19 protein-coding genes are annotated in these 15,634 nt (G+C 68.4%); 14 read left to right on the top strand and 5 right to left on the bottom strand.

Annotated features, from left to right (window positions below; translation table 11 throughout):
* The first annotated feature begins 29 nt into the window (after positions 1-29).
* On the top strand, positions 30-227 hold the full coding sequence (locus AB0B91_RS62525; RefSeq protein WP_358342385.1) for a hypothetical protein: 198 nt from the start codon (positions 30-32) through the stop codon (positions 225-227).
* Positions 137-787 carry an aldo/keto reductase gene (locus tag AB0B91_RS62520; protein ID WP_358342383.1) on the top strand — a complete coding sequence of 217 codons (651 nt, stop codon included), beginning with the start codon at positions 137-139 and terminating at the stop codon, positions 785-787. The genes AB0B91_RS62525 and AB0B91_RS62520 overlap by 91 nt, the downstream gene beginning before the upstream one ends.
* A 54-nt stretch (positions 788-841) precedes the next feature.
* Here AB0B91_RS62520 and AB0B91_RS62515 read toward each other — a convergent pair whose 3' ends face one another.
* Entirely contained in the window at positions 842-1,672 is an 831-nt protein-coding gene (locus tag AB0B91_RS62515) for an AraC family transcriptional regulator (RefSeq protein WP_358342378.1), read from the bottom strand.
* Between the two features lie 234 nt (positions 1,673-1,906).
* Between AB0B91_RS62515 and AB0B91_RS62510 the strand changes: the two genes are divergently transcribed.
* The 6 genes from AB0B91_RS62510 to AB0B91_RS62485 all read left to right on the top strand — a co-directional run bounded on the left by AB0B91_RS62510 (position 1,907) and on the right by AB0B91_RS62485 (position 6,360).
* Entirely contained in the window at positions 1,907-2,302 is a 396-nt protein-coding gene (locus AB0B91_RS62510; protein ID WP_358342377.1) for an MmcQ/YjbR family DNA-binding protein, read from the top strand.
* Positions 2,299-2,667, top strand: coding sequence for an MmcQ/YjbR family DNA-binding protein (locus AB0B91_RS62505; protein WP_358342375.1), 369 nt, complete (start codon positions 2,299-2,301; stop codon positions 2,665-2,667). The genes AB0B91_RS62510 and AB0B91_RS62505 overlap by 4 nt, the downstream gene beginning before the upstream one ends.
* Positions 2,668-2,894: 227 nt before the next feature.
* Positions 2,895-3,089, top strand: coding sequence for an AAA family ATPase (locus AB0B91_RS62500; RefSeq protein ID WP_358342382.1), 195 nt, complete (start codon positions 2,895-2,897; stop codon positions 3,087-3,089).
* A gap of 72 nt (positions 3,090-3,161) precedes the next feature.
* Positions 3,162-3,917: an SDR family oxidoreductase gene (locus tag AB0B91_RS62495; RefSeq protein WP_358342374.1), complete on the top strand. Its 756-nt coding sequence runs from the start codon at positions 3,162-3,164 to the stop codon at positions 3,915-3,917.
* Between the two features lie 40 nt (positions 3,918-3,957).
* On the top strand, positions 3,958-4,650 hold the full coding sequence (locus AB0B91_RS62490) for a TetR/AcrR family transcriptional regulator (protein ID WP_358342372.1): 693 nt from the start codon (positions 3,958-3,960) through the stop codon (positions 4,648-4,650).
* Between the two features lie 603 nt (positions 4,651-5,253).
* Complete coding sequence (locus tag AB0B91_RS62485) at positions 5,254-6,360, top strand: recombinase family protein (RefSeq protein WP_358342370.1); 1,107 nt, start codon at positions 5,254-5,256, stop codon at positions 6,358-6,360.
* A 24-nt stretch (positions 6,361-6,384) separates the two neighbouring features.
* Here AB0B91_RS62485 and mihF read toward each other — a convergent pair whose 3' ends face one another.
* On the bottom strand, positions 6,385-6,696 hold the full coding sequence (mihF, locus tag AB0B91_RS62480; RefSeq protein WP_358342369.1) for an integration host factor, actinobacterial type: 312 nt from the start codon (positions 6,694-6,696) through the stop codon (positions 6,385-6,387).
* A gap of 133 nt (positions 6,697-6,829) precedes the next feature.
* Between mihF and AB0B91_RS62475 the strand changes: the two genes are divergently transcribed.
* Entirely contained in the window at positions 6,830-7,618 is a 789-nt protein-coding gene (locus AB0B91_RS62475) for an acyl-CoA dehydrogenase (RefSeq protein ID WP_358342380.1), read from the top strand.
* Positions 7,619-8,440: 822 nt separating this feature from the next.
* Here AB0B91_RS62475 and AB0B91_RS62470 read toward each other — a convergent pair.
* A complete protein-coding gene (locus tag AB0B91_RS62470) occupies positions 8,441-8,908 on the bottom strand; it encodes a MarR family transcriptional regulator (protein WP_358342367.1) in 468 nt (155 codons plus the stop codon).
* 82 nt (positions 8,909-8,990) lie between these two features.
* On the opposite strand from AB0B91_RS62470, the gene AB0B91_RS62465 reads away from it, so the two are divergent.
* Positions 8,991-9,905 (top strand): ABC transporter ATP-binding protein, encoded by a 915-nt coding sequence (locus AB0B91_RS62465; protein ID WP_358342366.1) that lies wholly within the window; start codon positions 8,991-8,993, stop codon positions 9,903-9,905.
* A complete protein-coding gene (locus AB0B91_RS62460; protein WP_358342364.1) occupies positions 9,902-11,494 on the top strand; it encodes a hypothetical protein in 1,593 nt (530 codons plus the stop codon). Before AB0B91_RS62465 ends, AB0B91_RS62460 begins: the two co-directional genes overlap by 4 nt.
* Positions 11,495-11,836: 342 nt before the next feature.
* On the opposite strand, the gene AB0B91_RS62455 is transcribed toward AB0B91_RS62460, so the two are convergent.
* On the bottom strand, positions 11,837-12,445 hold the full coding sequence (locus AB0B91_RS62455; protein ID WP_358342362.1) for a hypothetical protein: 609 nt from the start codon (positions 12,443-12,445) through the stop codon (positions 11,837-11,839).
* Between AB0B91_RS62455 and AB0B91_RS62450 the strand changes: the two genes are divergently transcribed.
* From AB0B91_RS62450 to AB0B91_RS62440, 3 genes are read left to right on the top strand one after another with little or no spacing between them, the layout of a single operon-like run.
* Positions 12,425-13,507, top strand: coding sequence for a cytochrome P450 (locus tag AB0B91_RS62450; RefSeq protein WP_358342361.1), 1,083 nt, complete (start codon positions 12,425-12,427; stop codon positions 13,505-13,507). The two genes, AB0B91_RS62455 and AB0B91_RS62450, sit on opposite strands and share 21 nt — an antisense overlap.
* A gap of 4 nt (positions 13,508-13,511) precedes the next feature.
* Positions 13,512-13,724, top strand: coding sequence for a ferredoxin (locus tag AB0B91_RS62445; RefSeq protein WP_358342359.1), 213 nt, complete (start codon positions 13,512-13,514; stop codon positions 13,722-13,724).
* Positions 13,721-14,656, top strand: coding sequence for a cytochrome P450 (locus AB0B91_RS62440; protein ID WP_358342358.1), 936 nt, complete (start codon positions 13,721-13,723; stop codon positions 14,654-14,656). Before AB0B91_RS62445 ends, AB0B91_RS62440 begins: the two co-directional genes overlap by 4 nt.
* 315 nt (positions 14,657-14,971) lie before the next feature.
* On the opposite strand, the gene AB0B91_RS62435 is transcribed toward AB0B91_RS62440, so the two are convergent.
* Complete coding sequence (locus AB0B91_RS62435) at positions 14,972-15,613, bottom strand: methyltransferase domain-containing protein (RefSeq protein ID WP_358342357.1); 642 nt, start codon at positions 15,611-15,613, stop codon at positions 14,972-14,974.
* Between the last annotated feature and the right edge of the window lie 21 nt (positions 15,614-15,634).

The raw sequence follows: 15,634 nt of genomic DNA, 5'->3' as shown, positions 1-15,634 counted from the left end.
CCTCCCAGCAGTGCTCGTCGTGTGGGCATGTGGACCGCAAGAACCGGCTCGATCAAGCCTCTTTCTCGTGTACGTCGTGCGGCTTCGCTGAGCACCGGAAAACATCCGCAAGGTCGCCGAGAACAGCCTGCGCTACCTGCAGAGCGACCACATCGACCTCTTCTACCAGCACATCTCCGACCCCGCCGTTCCGGTCGAGGAGGTCGCCGGCGTGGTTGGCGAACTGATCGCCGAGGGCAAGGTGAAGTACTTCGGCCTGAGCAACGTCGGCCCCCAGTACATTCGCCGCGCCCACGCCGTCACCCCGGTCTCCGCGCTCCAGTACGAGTACTCGCTCTTCGAGCGGGAGGTGGAGGAGAAGATCCTTCCCGTTCTGCGGGAACTCGGCATCGGCCTGGTGCCCTACTCCCCGCTCGGCCGCGGCTTCCTCGCCGGCCAGGTCAAGCCCGCGAGCGAGTACGCCGCGGACGACATGCGCAGCTGGGACGAGCGTTGGCAGGGCGAGAACTACACGTACAACGTGCACGCCATCGAACAGCTCAAGAATCTGGCCGACACCAGGGACATCACTACCGCCCAGCTCGCGCTGGCCTGGTTGCTCGCCCAGGGCGAGGACATCGCGCCCATTCCCGGCACCCGCAGCACCAAGCGCCTTGAGGAGAACGCCGGCGCCGTCGACGTCCAGCTCTCGGCCGCCGATCTGGCCCGCATCACTGAGATCCTTCCCCACGGCTCGGCAGGCAGCCGCTACCCCGCTGCGATGCTGTCCAGCTTCACCACAGACTGACCGCGCCGGGAGTCATCGCCTCCCGACGGGCAAGGGGCCTCCGCCGCGTTTCCGTCACGCGTCGGTCGTCACTGCGCGGGCCGCGAAGGCGGCCGGGGTGAGGCCGGTGCGGTCGCGGAAGAAGCGGCCGAAGTTCGCGGGATCGGTGAAGCCGAGGTGGACGGCCACAGCCCGGGCATCCCACCGGGCACCTCCCAGCAGGCGCCTGGCTTCCAGGAGGCGCCGCTCGTCGATGAGCTCGCGTACTCCCTTGCCGGTGACGTCCCGGGCGGCGCGGCTGAGGGTGCGGACCGAGCAGCCGAGCAACTCGGCGTAGTCCGCGGCTTGGTGCAGCTCGCGAAAGTGCAGCTCCAAGGCGTCCAGGAAGCGCCCGTACCTGTGGGCGCGGCCGGTGCCGGCCGTGGCCGTGCCGATGGGGGCGATGCCCGGGGAGTTGGCCAGGCGCAGTAGCAGCGATTCGAGCAGGCTGCGCCGCAGGGCGTGGTGGATGTCGAGGGGGCGGCGCCCCAGTGCGCGGTGTTCGTCCAGGAGCTGGAGTGCCGTCTGCTGGAGCCAGGCGGTGTCGTCGGGGTGCGGGCTGAGCACGGTGGGGGCCTCGTGCGCGGTGAGCGGGGCCAGGAGACGGGCGAGGTCGGGCCGCAGCACGTCCGGTTCGAACAGGATGAACGGGCCGCGGGCCGCGCCGGGCGGATGCCAGCGCTGCGCGTGCCCGGGACGCACCCACAGCCACTGGCCGGGGGCGACGGTCCGCGTGACGTGGTCGACGTCGTGCCGCAACTCACCCTCGGTGATCGCGATGAGGTAGTGGAAGGTGGCACGGCCCGGACGGGGCGGGTTCCACGGCCAGTCGTCGTGCTGGGCGAAGAAGTCCTCGACGGTACTCACCTCAAGGCCGTAGGGAGTACCGACCGGGGGCTGGAAACCGTACAGCGGAACCGCAGCTGGTCCGGCCTGCCCGCTCGGCCCGGAGTGTCGCTTGTCGACCATCACGTGTCCGCAGCCTACCGCCCTTCCGGTCGGCTTCGGCGGAAGGATGGGACGTGCCACCGCGCCCGCGCGGCGCGCCCTCCGCCTCCTTCGATGCCACAGTCCGTCACCACCTGAGAAGGCTCACCACCCATGAACGGATCGGCCCTGCACAAGACCGCCGCCGACTGCGCGGAGGAACTCCCCGGAGCCCAGCTGGAGCACCCCTTCGGCCCCGCCTGGGAGGTCTACAAGGTACGCGGCAAGGTGTTCATGCTGATGACCGAAGTCCCGGGGCGGCCCGTCGTGATCCTCAAGGCGGACCCCGGCGAGGCCCACGCCCTGCGGGAGCAGTACAGCCACATCACCCCCGGCTACCACATGAACAAGAAGCACTGGATCACCCTGGAGAGCGGAGAAGGCGTCGACAATGAGCTCGTCAGGGAGCTCGTCACCGACTCCTACCGGCTCGTCGTCGCCCACCTGCCCAAGGCCGAGCAGCCCGTCGACCCGCACACCTACGGCATCGGCGCACGGGCGGCCCGGTGAACGCGGCCGGTGACCGGCTCCAGGACACCGCCCGTCAGGCGGCCCTGGCCCTCCCCGACGTCAGCCACGGATACCCCTTCACCCCGGGACTCGACGTGTACAAGGTCGCGGGCAAGGTGTTCCTGATCGTCACCGACGACCCGGACGAACAGATCATCACGGTCAAGTGCGAACCCGAACACGCCCGCGCGCAAGAACGCGGCTACGCCTCGATCACACCGGGCCGCTATCTCGACAAACGCCACTGGATCTCACTGGGGCCGGGACCCGGCATCACCGAGCGGCTGATCACCGACGCGATCGAGGATTCCTACGACCTGGTCGCCGGGCGGCTGCCGCGACGCGACCGCCCCAGTGCCCGATGAGCGCCGCGAGCTTCCCCGCGAACGGCGAGCCCTCGCTCGTCAGCGTCCCGTGCAAGGGCTCGCCCCGTCCGCACACGCCCGCCTGCGACCCGAGAGACCGATGGAACCGACCGCAGTGATCCTGCCGCTCTTCGACGAGGAGCCCTCCCGGCCAGTCGCCGACCGCCCGCGCCCCGCAAAGCTGGAAGACGTCGCCGGGCAGGACCACCTCCTGGCCGCGGACGCCGCTGCTGGGCCCCCATGGTCGCCCAGCAGCGGCTCAGCTCCACCATCCTGCGGGGCCGCCCGGCGTCGGGAAGACCACCATCGCCCGGCTCCTCGCGGACGGCAGCGACATGGCCTTCGAGCCGGTGTCGGCCACCTTCTCCGGCGTGGCCGAACCGCTCCAGGCCACCGATGGCAAGTTGATCGACTTGCCTTAAGGATGGCGAGGGAGTTACCTTCAGGTGGTGAGTCCATCGACTTACCTTACGACTCGGCAAGGAACAATGAACATGAATCGTCTTGCGGGCAAGCGCGCCCTCATCACCGGCGGCACGAGTGGGATCGGTCTGGAGACCGCGCAGCGTTTCATCGCGGAGGGGGCCGACGTGCTGGTCACAGGCGTCACCCCGGCCAGCATCGACAAGGCGCGGCAGATCCTCGGGGACAAGGTGCCGGTGGTGCAGGCCGATGCGCGCGATCTCGATGCGCAGCGCGGCCTGGCGGAGCGGGTGCGTGAGCATTTCGGGGAGCTGGACGTGGCGTTCCTGAACGCCGGCGTCTCGGACTGGCGGCCGTTCGAGGACCACACGGAGGACAGTTTCGACCGGCTCTTCGACATCAACGTCAAGAGCGTCTTCTTTCTCACACAGGCCCTGGTGCCCGTGCTGGCCAACCCGTCCTCGGTCATCCTCAACGCGTCCAGCAGCGCGCACGGCGGCTATGGTCAGTCGAACGCCTACGCCGCGACGAAGGCGGCTGTCGGCTCCCTGATGCGGTCGTGGAACGCGGACCTGCTCAGGTCGCACGGCATCCGGTTCAACGCGGTCAGTCCCGGCCCGGTGGACACCCCGCTGTACTCCAAGCTCGGGATCGAGGACCCCGCGCAGCAGACGGCGGTTCTGGAGGCGATCAGCTCCGGCATCCCGCTGGGTCGCATGGGTATGCCCGAGGAGGTCGCGGAAGCCGTCGTGTACCTGGCCTCCGATGTCTCCGCCTTCGCTGTGGGCCAGGACCTTATCCTGGACGGCGGCCAGACCGTCCTCTGACAGCGAGGATGCGGCTGGGAGACGGGCGAGGGGCGTGGGTATGTCGGTGGCGGACCGTGACCGAGCGGAAACCGGTGGCGATACGTGCCAGGCCGGGTATCACGCGCAGATCAAAGCGGAGAACCGCGCGCGCATCATCCGCGCCGCCCGCGACCTCTTCCTCGCCCGGGGATACGACAAGACCTCCCTGGCCCAGATCGCCAGGGAGGCCCGCGTCTCCACCGGCACCCTCTTCAAGCGGTACCCCTCCAAGGCTGCGCTGTTCGCGGCCGTCACCTCCGAACAGTGGCAGCTGGACGTGCAGTACGCCGAACCGCCCCCGCCCGGTGATCCCCGGTACGGTCTGGACCACATCGGCCGCGACTACGCTTGCTTGGTCTCGCGGCCCGGCACAGCGGCGCTGTGCCGCCTCATCATCACCGAACTTCCCCAGATGCCGGAACTCGCCGACATCGTCGGCACCGGCTTCGCCATCGACCGCGGACCCTTCTTCGACCGGCTCCGCGACTACCTGGACGCCGAAGCACAGGCCGGCACACTCGACTTCCGTTCGGCCGACGGACAGACACAGCCGGCATCCGCAGTGGCCGAACAGTTCCTCGGCATGATCTGCGGCCAGCTCCTGTGGCCTCAACTCGTACGGACCGACTTCGTCCCGCCCGACCCCACCGACACCACGATCGTGGACGAAGCCGTCGCCCTCATGCTCACCCGCTATCGCACCGGATCCTGAACCCCGGACTACCAGTTCACGCTGCCAGGACCCCGATACGTCGCCCTACCGGGACCGACAACGAATACGGGCGAGCGCGACCGGTCCTTCAGCAACCGACAGCGGCCGACAGCTGAGCTGGGACCGTGGCCTCCCGGTACTGCTGGCGTGCGCCCCCGGCGTTGCGCTCGGTGGCGCGACCACCGACAAATGATCGACGAAATCCTCTAGCACGTGCGAACCCGGGGCGACGTTGGCCCCGCTGTGACGGTGTTGGCCTTCTGCGGCGTCGACCACCGCGGCTATACCGGCTACTCAGCGCCACCCGCAAACATCGCGTGATCGGAACTTCCAGCTGGACACGACCGGCGCGCGAGTCACTGGCCACCACGAACTCACCCAGCAGTTCCTTCACTAAAGCCAAGCCCCGGCCGAGCCGAACCCACAATCCTCTCCAAGCCAGGGACGTGATTCTCATAAACCCCGATTGCCAGAGAAGATCACCAGCAGGCCACGGAGCGCCAGTCTGAGTCCCGGAGAGGCTGATTTCTTTCTCAGAACTCGTTCTCATGCAAGTCGGCGGATCGCCGGATTCTGGGAAATGTTTGTGAGAACATCTGGGGCATGACCAAGGCCCCGGAACCCGACGAACGCGCCGAATCCATCTCCCTGTCCGCTATCGCCGGGGAAGGCCCCCGTGATGCTGATGAGGTGGAGCGTCACCCGTGCCCGCGATGCACCGTCGCGGCGGGTTCGCCGTGCCGGTCACGCTCGGGCGCGGTGGCCGGCACCTACCACACCGGCCGGTTCACCAAGGTGGCCCGGCTGGCGAAGCTGTTGCGGGTGATCACCCCGGCCGACCGGAACCCGGGCCAGCCCTGGCGGCCGGGCACACCACCGCCCGCGCCGCTCAGTGGGCCGTCAGCGGACATCCGGATCGGCTACGCCCGCTGCTCCGCGCTCACCCAGGAACTGCAGTCGCAGCTGGACGCGCTGGCTGCGCATGGGATCGGTCGCGAGAAGATCTTCTCCGAGAAGATCTCGACCCGGGTGAAGGTGCGTCCGCAGTTCGAGGCGGCGCTCGCGCTGGCCCGGCAGATCAAGGCGCACGCCCCGCACTGCCGGGTCATCCTGACGGTGTATGAGATGAAGCGGCTCGGCCGCGACGCCGCCGAGCTGACCGCGCTGGCCGACCACCTGACCGCGCATGGCCTGGTGCTGGAGATGCTCGCCGGGCCGCTGGCCGGGATCTACGACCCGTCCGGGCCGGGCCGGATGCTGTTCGGCTTCTTCGCCGCGATGGCCGAGACCGAACGCGAAGCCATCCGCGAGTCCACCCTGGAAGGACTCGATGCCGCCGCCCGCAACGGCAACCACGGCGGCCGGCCCCCGGTCATCACCGACGACATGCTGCACACCGTGCTGCGCCGCCGCGCCACCGGCGAGACGGTGGAATCCATCCGAGGTGACTTGATCATCCCCACCGGTAAGCGCAAGGGCCGCAACCCCAGCGCGGCCAGCATCTACCGCGCACTCGCCGAACACGCCAAGCAGCAGGCCTACCCCGAAGCCGTCGAGGCGGCCCACGCCGACTTCGCCCTCCTGCAAGGCCAAGACATCCCCCGACCCCGCCCGGCCCGCATCCGACGCCCGGGCCAGGCGCTGACGGCGCAGGAGGCCGAACTTCGCCATCGCCTGCAGAGCCAACCTCACCCGAACGCGGAGCGATAGCTCACACGATCAGTTCCGGCGCTGTCAGCCGATCAAAGCCCGCAAGAGCCGCTCACGCTGCGGCTCGTTCAGCGCGCCAACACGCTGTTTCTCCTGCACCCCGCAGGTGGCCATCAACGCCGCGACCCTGGCCGGCCCATACCCGGGAACGGCCCGCAGGACCTGAACCACTCGTGTTCGGCCGACCAGATCCTGCCCGCTTCGCTCGAACACCTCCGCCACACTCACCACGCCGGACGCCACCTCCGCCAACAGCGCACGACGCGCCGTACGCGCCTGGGCCGCCTTCGCCAACACCTTCGCACGCTGCTCCGCCATCATCGCCGACAGGGCCATCAGGCACCTCTCCTGTAGAGATATCGGCTGGTCAGTGGCTACCGCCATAGATCACGACGGGACCGCCGCCGATCATCATCCCGCACAGCGTCAACAGATGTGACACTAAACCCGGTTCACCGTTCCACTCCTACTGGCAGGCCAGTTCCTGCCGGGTATCGCCGACGGGACCACCGTCGCGACGGTAGCGCTGGTCGAGGACGACCGGGGCTGGAGCGTGGACGGCCTACGAACCGTGGCCGTCCCCGACAGGGACACCTGGGTCCTGACCGGCCACAAGACCTACGTCCTCGACGGGCACACGGCCGACCTGCTGCTGGTGGTGGCCAGCGAAGAGTCGGGGCCGAGCCTGTTCGCCGTCGCCGCCGACGCCCCCGGGCTGACCCGCAGACCTTTGCAGACCATTGATCTGACCCGCAAGCAGGCCGCCCTGTCCCTCGACGGGGTGCCGGCCCGCCGTCTCGGGCCGGCCCGGGCGGCGATGGAGTCCGCACTGCGGTCGGCGATCATCGCCCTGGCGGCGGAGCAGGTCGGCGGCGCCCAGCGCTGCCTGGACATGAGCGTCGAGTACGCCAAGCTGCGTGTGCAGTTCGGGCGCCCGATCGGCAGCTTCCAGGCCATCAAGCACCGGTGTGCCGACATGCTGCTGTCGATCGAACGGGCCCGGTCGGCGGTCTACCACGCCACCCAGGCGGCCGACCAGGAGGCGGATGAGCTGCTGACGGTCGCCAGCCTGGCCAAGGCGCTGTGCTCGGAGGTCTACCTCCAGGCCGCGGCGGACACCATCCAGATCCACGGAGGCATCGGCTTCACCTGGGAACACGACGCCCACCTCTATTTTCGCCGTGCCCAATCCACCCAAGCCATGTTCGGCTCTCCCGATTACCATCGCGAACTCGTCGCCACTCAGCTTCTCGGCTGACACGCAGGACGTCGGTTCTCAGTATGCCGTCCACTACAACGGCCATCGGCCGCATCAGGCTCGTGGACGACGGCCACCCGACAGGGACCGTACACCGAGCTGCTGCTGTCGGAGCTCAAGGACACCAAGGCGCTGCCGCCGGTCGAAGAAGTACGGCGCAAGGACCCGAGCAACCAACCATGGTCAACAGCAAACTCGGAGGTCGGCGAAAACCGAGAAACCCAAGGTCGAACGCGGTATTGAAGAGTAGGGCGGGTGGGACTTGAACCCACGACCCACGGATTATGAGTCGGTTCGATTGGTGCCGCTCAGTGCCGCGGGATGACGTTTTCTATCACTCTGTCCGCGATCATCCCCAACATCGTGCCGGGAGGTGGTGATGGATGCCGGGCTGTGCCGCGTACACGCGAGCAACCACCGAGCAGTCATCGGTAGGCGATGTGCGTCTACTCGCCAGGATGACTTGTAGTCGCTTCGGAAGCGATGCAGAGCCTGCTTGACGTGCATGGATGGAATTTTCGGCAGGCGCGCTGATCAGCGAGTACCGGCGAGCTGGCTGACCACCGGAGTGCAGTCATGAAATACGCAGGTCAGTCAGGGTCTGGGCCCCAATTATGACACCCTTCAGGCTGTTCTGAGAGACCAAAGGTCGGCTACAACGGCAGCCTCAACCTGCGCGCCGCCTGGCACGTCTCCTACTCAGCCATCCCGACCGGCTACGCGGTGCGGCACCCAGCCGGTGCAGGAGCTCGCAGTCGCCGAGATCCCGCCCGAGGCTGGAGCATCGAGCGATACGGGCTTCGCCTTGTTCTTGCCTGCTTGTTATGAGGATCCGGTGCCGGCGTTCAGTTCGTTCCACTCGTGGAGGAGCTGGGGGACTTCGTGGCGTAGGAAGGCGAAGAAGCGCCGGGTCTCATCCATGCGTCGTCCCGCGGGCGTGTCGATGCCAAGCACCTCCACCCCGTCGCTCGCCCCCTCCTCGAAGCGGCGGAACACCTCGTCGCTCGACGCCGCTGCCCTGTACCACGCCGTCTGGTCGACGCGGTAACGGTCGCGCCGCTCCCTGGGATCCCTTTCCCTGATCACCATCCCGACTTGCATCAGGTACTTCACCGCGCCAGAAACCGCCGACGGCCCCACCTGGAGCAGGTCGGCAAGTTCGGCGGCGGTGCGCCGCCCGTCGTCGGCGACGAGGAGCGCGGCAAGCACGCGTGCCGCCATGCGTGGATAGCCGACCTCGGACATGATCACCGCGAAACGTTCAAGGAACCGCCGCGCCTCATCGGTCATGCACACCTCTCAATCGATGGCCTTAGACCACAGAATATCAGACAGTTCACAAATTTCGTGAAGTTGATGTATTGTGCAAAACATGTCAAACATGATCTCCGTGTCCGGTCTGGTCAAGACCTTCGGACGGACGCGCGCACTCGACGGCCTGGACTTGTCGGTCCGGGCCGGCGAAGTGCATGGCTTCCTAGGCCCGAACGGGGCCGGCAAGTCCACGACCATCCGGATCCTGCTGGGCCTCCTACGTCAGGATTCGGGCACCGCTCAGCTGCTGGACGGCGATCCGTGGCGCGACGCGACCACCTTGCACCGCCGCCTGGCGTACGTGCCCGGCGACGTGACCCTGTGGCCCACGCTGTCCGGAGGCGAGGCGATCGACCTGCTCGGCCGGATGCGCGGCGGGCTGGATCCCCAACGCCGGGCCGAGCTGCTCGAGGCGTTCGAACTGGACCCGCGCAAGAAGGGCCGGGCCTACTCCAAGGGCAATCGGCAGAAGGTGGCCCTGGTTGCGGCGCTGTCCTCGGATTCCGAGTTGCTCATCCTGGACGAGCCCACCTCGGGCCTGGACCCGCTGATGGAGGCGGTCTTCCAGGAGTGCGTCCAGGAAGAGCGGCGCAAGGGGCGCACGGTGCTGCTGTCCAGCCACATCCTCGCCGAGGTCGAAGCCCTCTGCGACCGGGTGAGCATCATCCGCAACGGTCGTACCGTGGAGACCGGTACGCTCGCCGAGCTGCGCCATCTCACGCGGACCTCGATCACGGCCGAGCTCGACGGCCCCGTTCCCCGGCTCGCCGGTACGACGGGTGTACACGACCTGTATGCGGAGGGCAACCGGCTGAGCTGCCAGGTCGACGGCGACGCGCTGGACCCGCTGCTGCGCGAGTTCGTGCGGGTGGGCGTGCGGAGCCTGGTCAGCCAGCCGCCGACGCTGGAGGAGATGTTCCTGCGTCACTACGAGAGCGACCTCCCCGGCAAGCACGCGGCGGCCCAGCGATGAGCACCCTCACCGGCACCGGCGGATTGATTCGGCTGATCCTGAGACGCGACCGGGTGCGGCTGCCCGTCTGGTACGGGCTCGTGACGCTGCTCGTGCTCGGCGTGGCCGGCTCGGTGGCCGGTGCCTATCCCACAGAGGAGGCGCGCCAGGCCTTCCTCCACACCACCAACGGCGACCCTACGCAGCTCATGATGATCGGCCCCATCTACGACTCCTCCTCCGCAGGGCTCGCCGCATGGCGCGTCCGCGGGCAGGCCGCCCTACTGATCTCGCTGGCGAGCCTCTTCCTGGTGATCCGCAGCACCCGCGGGGAGGAGGAGGCGGGCCGTAGCGAGCTGCTCGGTTCGACCGTGGTCGGCAGGCACGCGGCGCTGACGGCCGCGCTGATTGTGGCGTTCGCCGCCAACCTGGTTACCGCCCTCGTCATTGCTCTGGGGCTCACCGGCCAAGGCCTGCCTGCGGGGGGCTCGCTGGTGATGGGCCTGTCCGTCGGCGCCGCCGGCTGTGTCTTCGCCGCGCTCGCCGGCCTGGCGGCCCAGCTGACCGAGAGCTCCCGTACGGCGGCCGGCATCACCGCCACGGCGATGAGCATTCTCTACGCGCTGCGCGCGATCGCTGACCTCGAGCAGAGTCCCGGGGTGGCCTGGCTGTCGCCGTTCGGCTGGACCCAGCACATGCGCCCCTTCGCTGGGGACCACTACTGGCCGCTCCTGCCCGTCCTCGGCCTGCTCGTGGTGCTGGTGGCCGCCGCCTACCGGATGTCAGCACGCCGGGACCTGGCGGCCGGGATCCTCCCGCCCAGGCTCGGACCCGCGGACGCCGCGCCAGGCCTGCGCACCTCGTTCGCCCTGGCGTGGCGGCTTCAGCGGGGCACGCTGCTGGCCTGGGCCCTGGCGTTCACCGCCTTCGGTGCCGGGCTGGGCGGCGCCGCGCTGAGCGCCGCCCAGCAACTGAACGCGAGCGAAGCCCTCCAGGGCATGATCGATCGGCTCGGAAGCGACGGCCGTCCCGTCGACGGTTTCTTCGCCTTCGTGATCTACTTGACGAGCCAGGTCATCACGATCTACGCGATCCAGGCGGTCCTGCGACTGCACACGGAGGAGGACTCCAGCCGCGCCGACGCCATACTGACCGGTCCGGTCGGCAGGCTGCGCTGGGCAGGCGGTCACCTGGCGATCGTCGCGGCCGGGTCGGCGATCGTGCTCGCCGGGCTCGGCCTCGGGATGGGCCTGGTCTACGGCTTGTCCACGGGAGATCCGGGCGGCGAGATCGCCCGGATGCTGGGCGCGAGCCTGACGCGGCTACCGTCGGTGCTGGTGCTGGCCGCCGTTGCGGTGCTGCTGTATGGCCTGCTGCCGAGGATCGCCGCGGTTGGCACCTACACGGTGCTGGGCCTGTGTTTCCTGCTGGAGTTCGCGGTCGAACTGCTGCACGCCAATCCTTCGCTGCTGAACGTGTCGCCGTATGCGCAAACCCCCGGGCTGCCGGTGGCTGAGTTCACGACGACGCCGTTGGTTGTGCTGCTTGTGGTGGCGGCCGCCCTCACGGCCGCCGGGATGACCGCGCTCCGCCGCCGCGACCTGGGTTAGTCACCGGACTGGAACAAAGGTCGCGCCTCGATGCCCGGGACGCGACCTTCTTCGGGCGGTCTCCTCCCCAACCACGTTGGGAATCCCGTGAAATCCGGCTGCATCAGACCAGGATGGGAATCGTGAACGATCCTGTGGCGCGCCCCGCGATCGACCGGCCAGCCATTCTGACGACCCCCTTGCCCGGCGCCGCCATCAGTCAGCACCGGCTCGCCGCCCTTTCGAGGGTACCTGGGAGGTCGTTCGGGAACGCTGCGCCTGCCGAAAACTACATCCATGCAGTTCAAGCTGCATATGAGTACTCGTGGAGTATGCCGCCGAGCCGGTCTCGTCGGCGTATGTTCAGGTCGGTGATTCGCTCGGGGTCTGTGATCGGGTCGGGGACGGGACGCAGCGGGGCGGCTTGGTCCAGGGCTTGATGGGCTCGGTGCTGGTTGTGGCACAGTTCGTACTCGCGTAGGGCGTGCTGCAGGTGGCGTTCGTTCCAGAGGAGGCAGCGGTCGAGGAGTTCATGCGCGGCATCCGGATGCCGGTGAGTACGGTCTTGATGCTGGCCTCGGCGAGGATCTCGTCCATGAGGGCGGGGATCTTCCCATCCCGATCTCGGATCAGATAGCGCGCCCGGCAGCCCGCCTCTTCCAGGTCCATCGCCAGATTCTTTATCGCTTGGGTGACCCAGTTCGCGCTTGGGTGTGCGGTGGTGCCGAGCACGCGGATGCTCCTGGTGGCGTGCTCGATGACGGCCAGGATGTGCTGGCGTTGTCCGTTCAGGGTGACGGTCTCGATGAGATCGCGGGCCAGTAGGGCGTCGGCTTGCGAGCGCAGGAAGTCGGCCCGCGTGCTGGACCGGACGAGGAGCCGCAGCCGGCGCAGAACCTCGACCCCCCGCCCGAGCTGAGCGAGCTGCGCCAGAACGCGCCGATCGCCCCGATGGCCTACCCGGACGGCCATGTCGGCTGGCTGGTGACCGGTCATGCCCTGGCCCGCCGCGTCCTGGCCGACCCTCGCTTCAGCTCGCGGTCCGACCTGCATCACCTGCCGGTGCCGGGGCTCCAGCTGCCGCCGCCCCGCCCGGGCGCCTTCATGCTGGCCGACCCTCCCGCGCACACCCGCTACCGCCGCCTGCTGACCGGCCAGTTCACGGTCCGGCGGATGAACCTGCTCACCCCCCGCATCGAGCAGATCACCAATGACGTGCTGACGCAGATGCAGCAGGTGGGCCCGCCGGCGGACCTGGTAGAGTCGTTTGCCCTGCCCATCCCCTCGCTCGTCATCTGCAAACTGCTCGGCGTGCCGTACGCCGATCGCGGACGCTTCCAGCAGGCGACCCAGACGATGTTCACCCTGCACGCCACACCGGAGCAGGTGCTGGCCGCCAGGCAGGAGATCAGCGGCTTCCTCGCCGGCCTCGTTCACGCCAAACGCACCCGGCCCGCCGACGACCTGCTCAGCGATCTGGTAAACGGCGACGGCGAACTGACCGACGACGAACTCGTCACGATGGCACTCACGCTGCTGGTCGCCGGGCACGAGACGACCGCGAACATGCTCGCCCTCGGCACCTTCGCCCTGCTGTCCCACCCCGAGCAACTCGCCGCCCTGCGGGCGAAACCGTCCCTCATCGACGGCGCGGTCGAGGAACTGCTGCGATATCTCACGATCCTGCACCTCGGCACGGTCCGCACCGCACTTCAGGACATCGAGATCGGCGGGGTAACGGTCAAGGCTGGCCAGACCGTCACGATCTCGCTACCCGCCGCCAACCGCGACCCCGGGGCCTACGACAACCCCGACACACTGGACCTCTCGCGCCGGGCAACCGGCCACGTGGCCTTCGAGCACGGCATCCACCAGTGCCTCGGCCAGCAACTCGCCCGCATCGAGATGCGGATCGGCTACCAGGCTCTGTTCGACCGCCTACCCGGCCTGCGCCTCGCAGCCGACCCGCAGGACATCCCCACCCGCGCGGACATGAGCATCTACGGCGTGCACCGGCTACCGATCACCTGGTGACGCGATGCGCATCGCAGCGGACACGACACGATGCATCGGCGCCGGAATGTGCGCCTTCACCTCGCCAGAGATATTCGACCAGAACGAGCAGGACGGCACGGTCGTCCTGCTGCGGCCCGAACCGTCAGACGCGCAAGCGGACACCGTCCGCCGCGCGATACGCAACTGCCCCTCGGGCGCCCTGTCGCTCGCCGCACCGACGAAAGGAACCACATGACCGACCCGGCCACACCCCCCAGCGGCGGCATCTCCCTCATCGACGTACACGCCCTCACCGGCGAACTCGGCCGGCCCGCACCACCCCGATGGCTGCCCGACGAGGAGGCCTGGCTGGTCTCCCAGCACGACGACGTCCGCACCTGCCTGGCGCACCCGGACATGAGCCCGCCGACGGCATTCGCGATCAGCAGAGGGCTGCACTCACCGATGAGCGGCCTGTTCAAAAACACGCTGCTGGGCAGCAACCCACCGGAACACACCCGGCTAAGGCAGTTGCTCGCCAGAGAATTCACCGCGCGCCGCGTCGAGGCATTGCGGCCCAGGGTGCAGCAGATCACCGACACCCTGCTCGACGACATCGCGGCACGAGGCCAAGCCGACCTCGTCACGGAATTCGCCGTACCTCTGCCCGTCCAGGTCATCTGTGAGCTCCTCGGCGTACCGTCCGGCGACCGCCACGACTTCATCACCTGGACCGACACCATGTTGTGGCCCGGCAGGCAACCCGACGCCCTACGACGACAGCCCGACCTGATCAAACCGGCGATCGAGGAACTGCTGCGCTTCATCGGCCCCGGCATCGTCAACCTCCGCTACGCCAACAAGGACCTCCGCCTCGGCGAGGTGCTCATCCACGAGGGCCAGAAAGTGGTGCTGGACCTGGACTCGGCCAACGCCGATCCACGCGTCTTCGGCGACGACCCGAATCTTGACCCGCACCGCGACGCCATCGCGCACGTCCAATTCGGACACGGCATCCACCACTGCATCGGCGCACCACTAGCCCGGCTGGAAGGACAAGTGGCCATCGGTACAATCATCCAGCGCTTCCCAGAACTGCGCCTCAGCCGTTCCCAGAGCGACATCCACTTCCGCGACGACACCGCTCTCCGCATCCTCAAAAACCTTCCGATCTCGATCCACGCTTGACACGTGCGGTGGCAGCGACCTGGGCAACGTCGCCTGTTGGTCCACCCCACTCGAACACCGTGCCCGCTGTGTCGCCAGCCGCCGCACCCCTGCTGTGGAGCTGCTATCGGTTGGGCCGCCAGCCGTGCCTGGTCGATCCGCGCCGCGGGCACCAGCGAGACCCGTCCTGGTCGAGGGCGGGCACCGCGCCGGTAGGCGACCACGGTCGTCCCGAGCGCCGACGCCGCCGGGTGCGGATCGGCCAGTTCTTCCAGGTTGAGCCGCCCGAGCTGATCGGCGCCCAGCAGCTCCAGCCACGGGTAGGCGGCGAGCAGATCAGGCAGCCGTGCCACGTCGGGCCAGAAGGTAGGCGCGGCGGGTGTCGACCTCGTGGGCGTAGTGGGCGCGCTCCATGCGCATCTCCACGGTGAACCCGGCGGCTTCGAGCAGGTCGGCGATGCGCGCCGGTTCGAAGAAGCGGAAATCGAGGTCCACCTCATGGCCCCACCACTCGTCCAGGTGCCGGATCTCCTCACCGGCGTGGAAGGCGAAGAGGGCGAGCCCGGAGGGGCGCAGCACGCGCGCGGCCTCCTCGAAGGCGCGGCGCAGGTCGGCCGGATCGAGGTGGATGATGGTGTAGAAGGCGACCACGGAGCCGAACTCGCCGTCTTTGGCGGGTAGCTCCAGCAGGTCACCCTGCCGGAACTCGACCTGCGGGAAGCGGCGGCTGCCCGCCTCCACCATGGCCGCCGACAGATCGATGCCGACCGCGCTCGCCCCCTGCTCGGCGAGCCAGGCAGCCACATGCCCAGGGCCGCAGCCGAGATCAGCGATCCCGGCGCCTGGTTCCGTCTGTTCCAGGAGGGAGGCGAGCAGCGCGCGGTCGAGTGGTTTTCCGGCGAGCTCGTCGTGCATCCGTGCGGTGTATTCCTCGGCCACGCTGTCGTAGCTGCGCCGTACCGAATCATGATCGCGCATGCCGGTCAGGATGCCACAGGC

Origin of the sequence: Nonomuraea sp. NPDC049141 (assembly GCF_040648415.1) — a bacterium.
In the GTDB taxonomy this organism is placed as follows: domain Bacteria; phylum Actinomycetota; class Actinomycetes; order Streptosporangiales; family Streptosporangiaceae; genus Nonomuraea.
The sequence above is the reverse complement of the archived record's forward strand: the minus strand, read 5'-3'. Positions and strand labels throughout refer to the sequence as shown.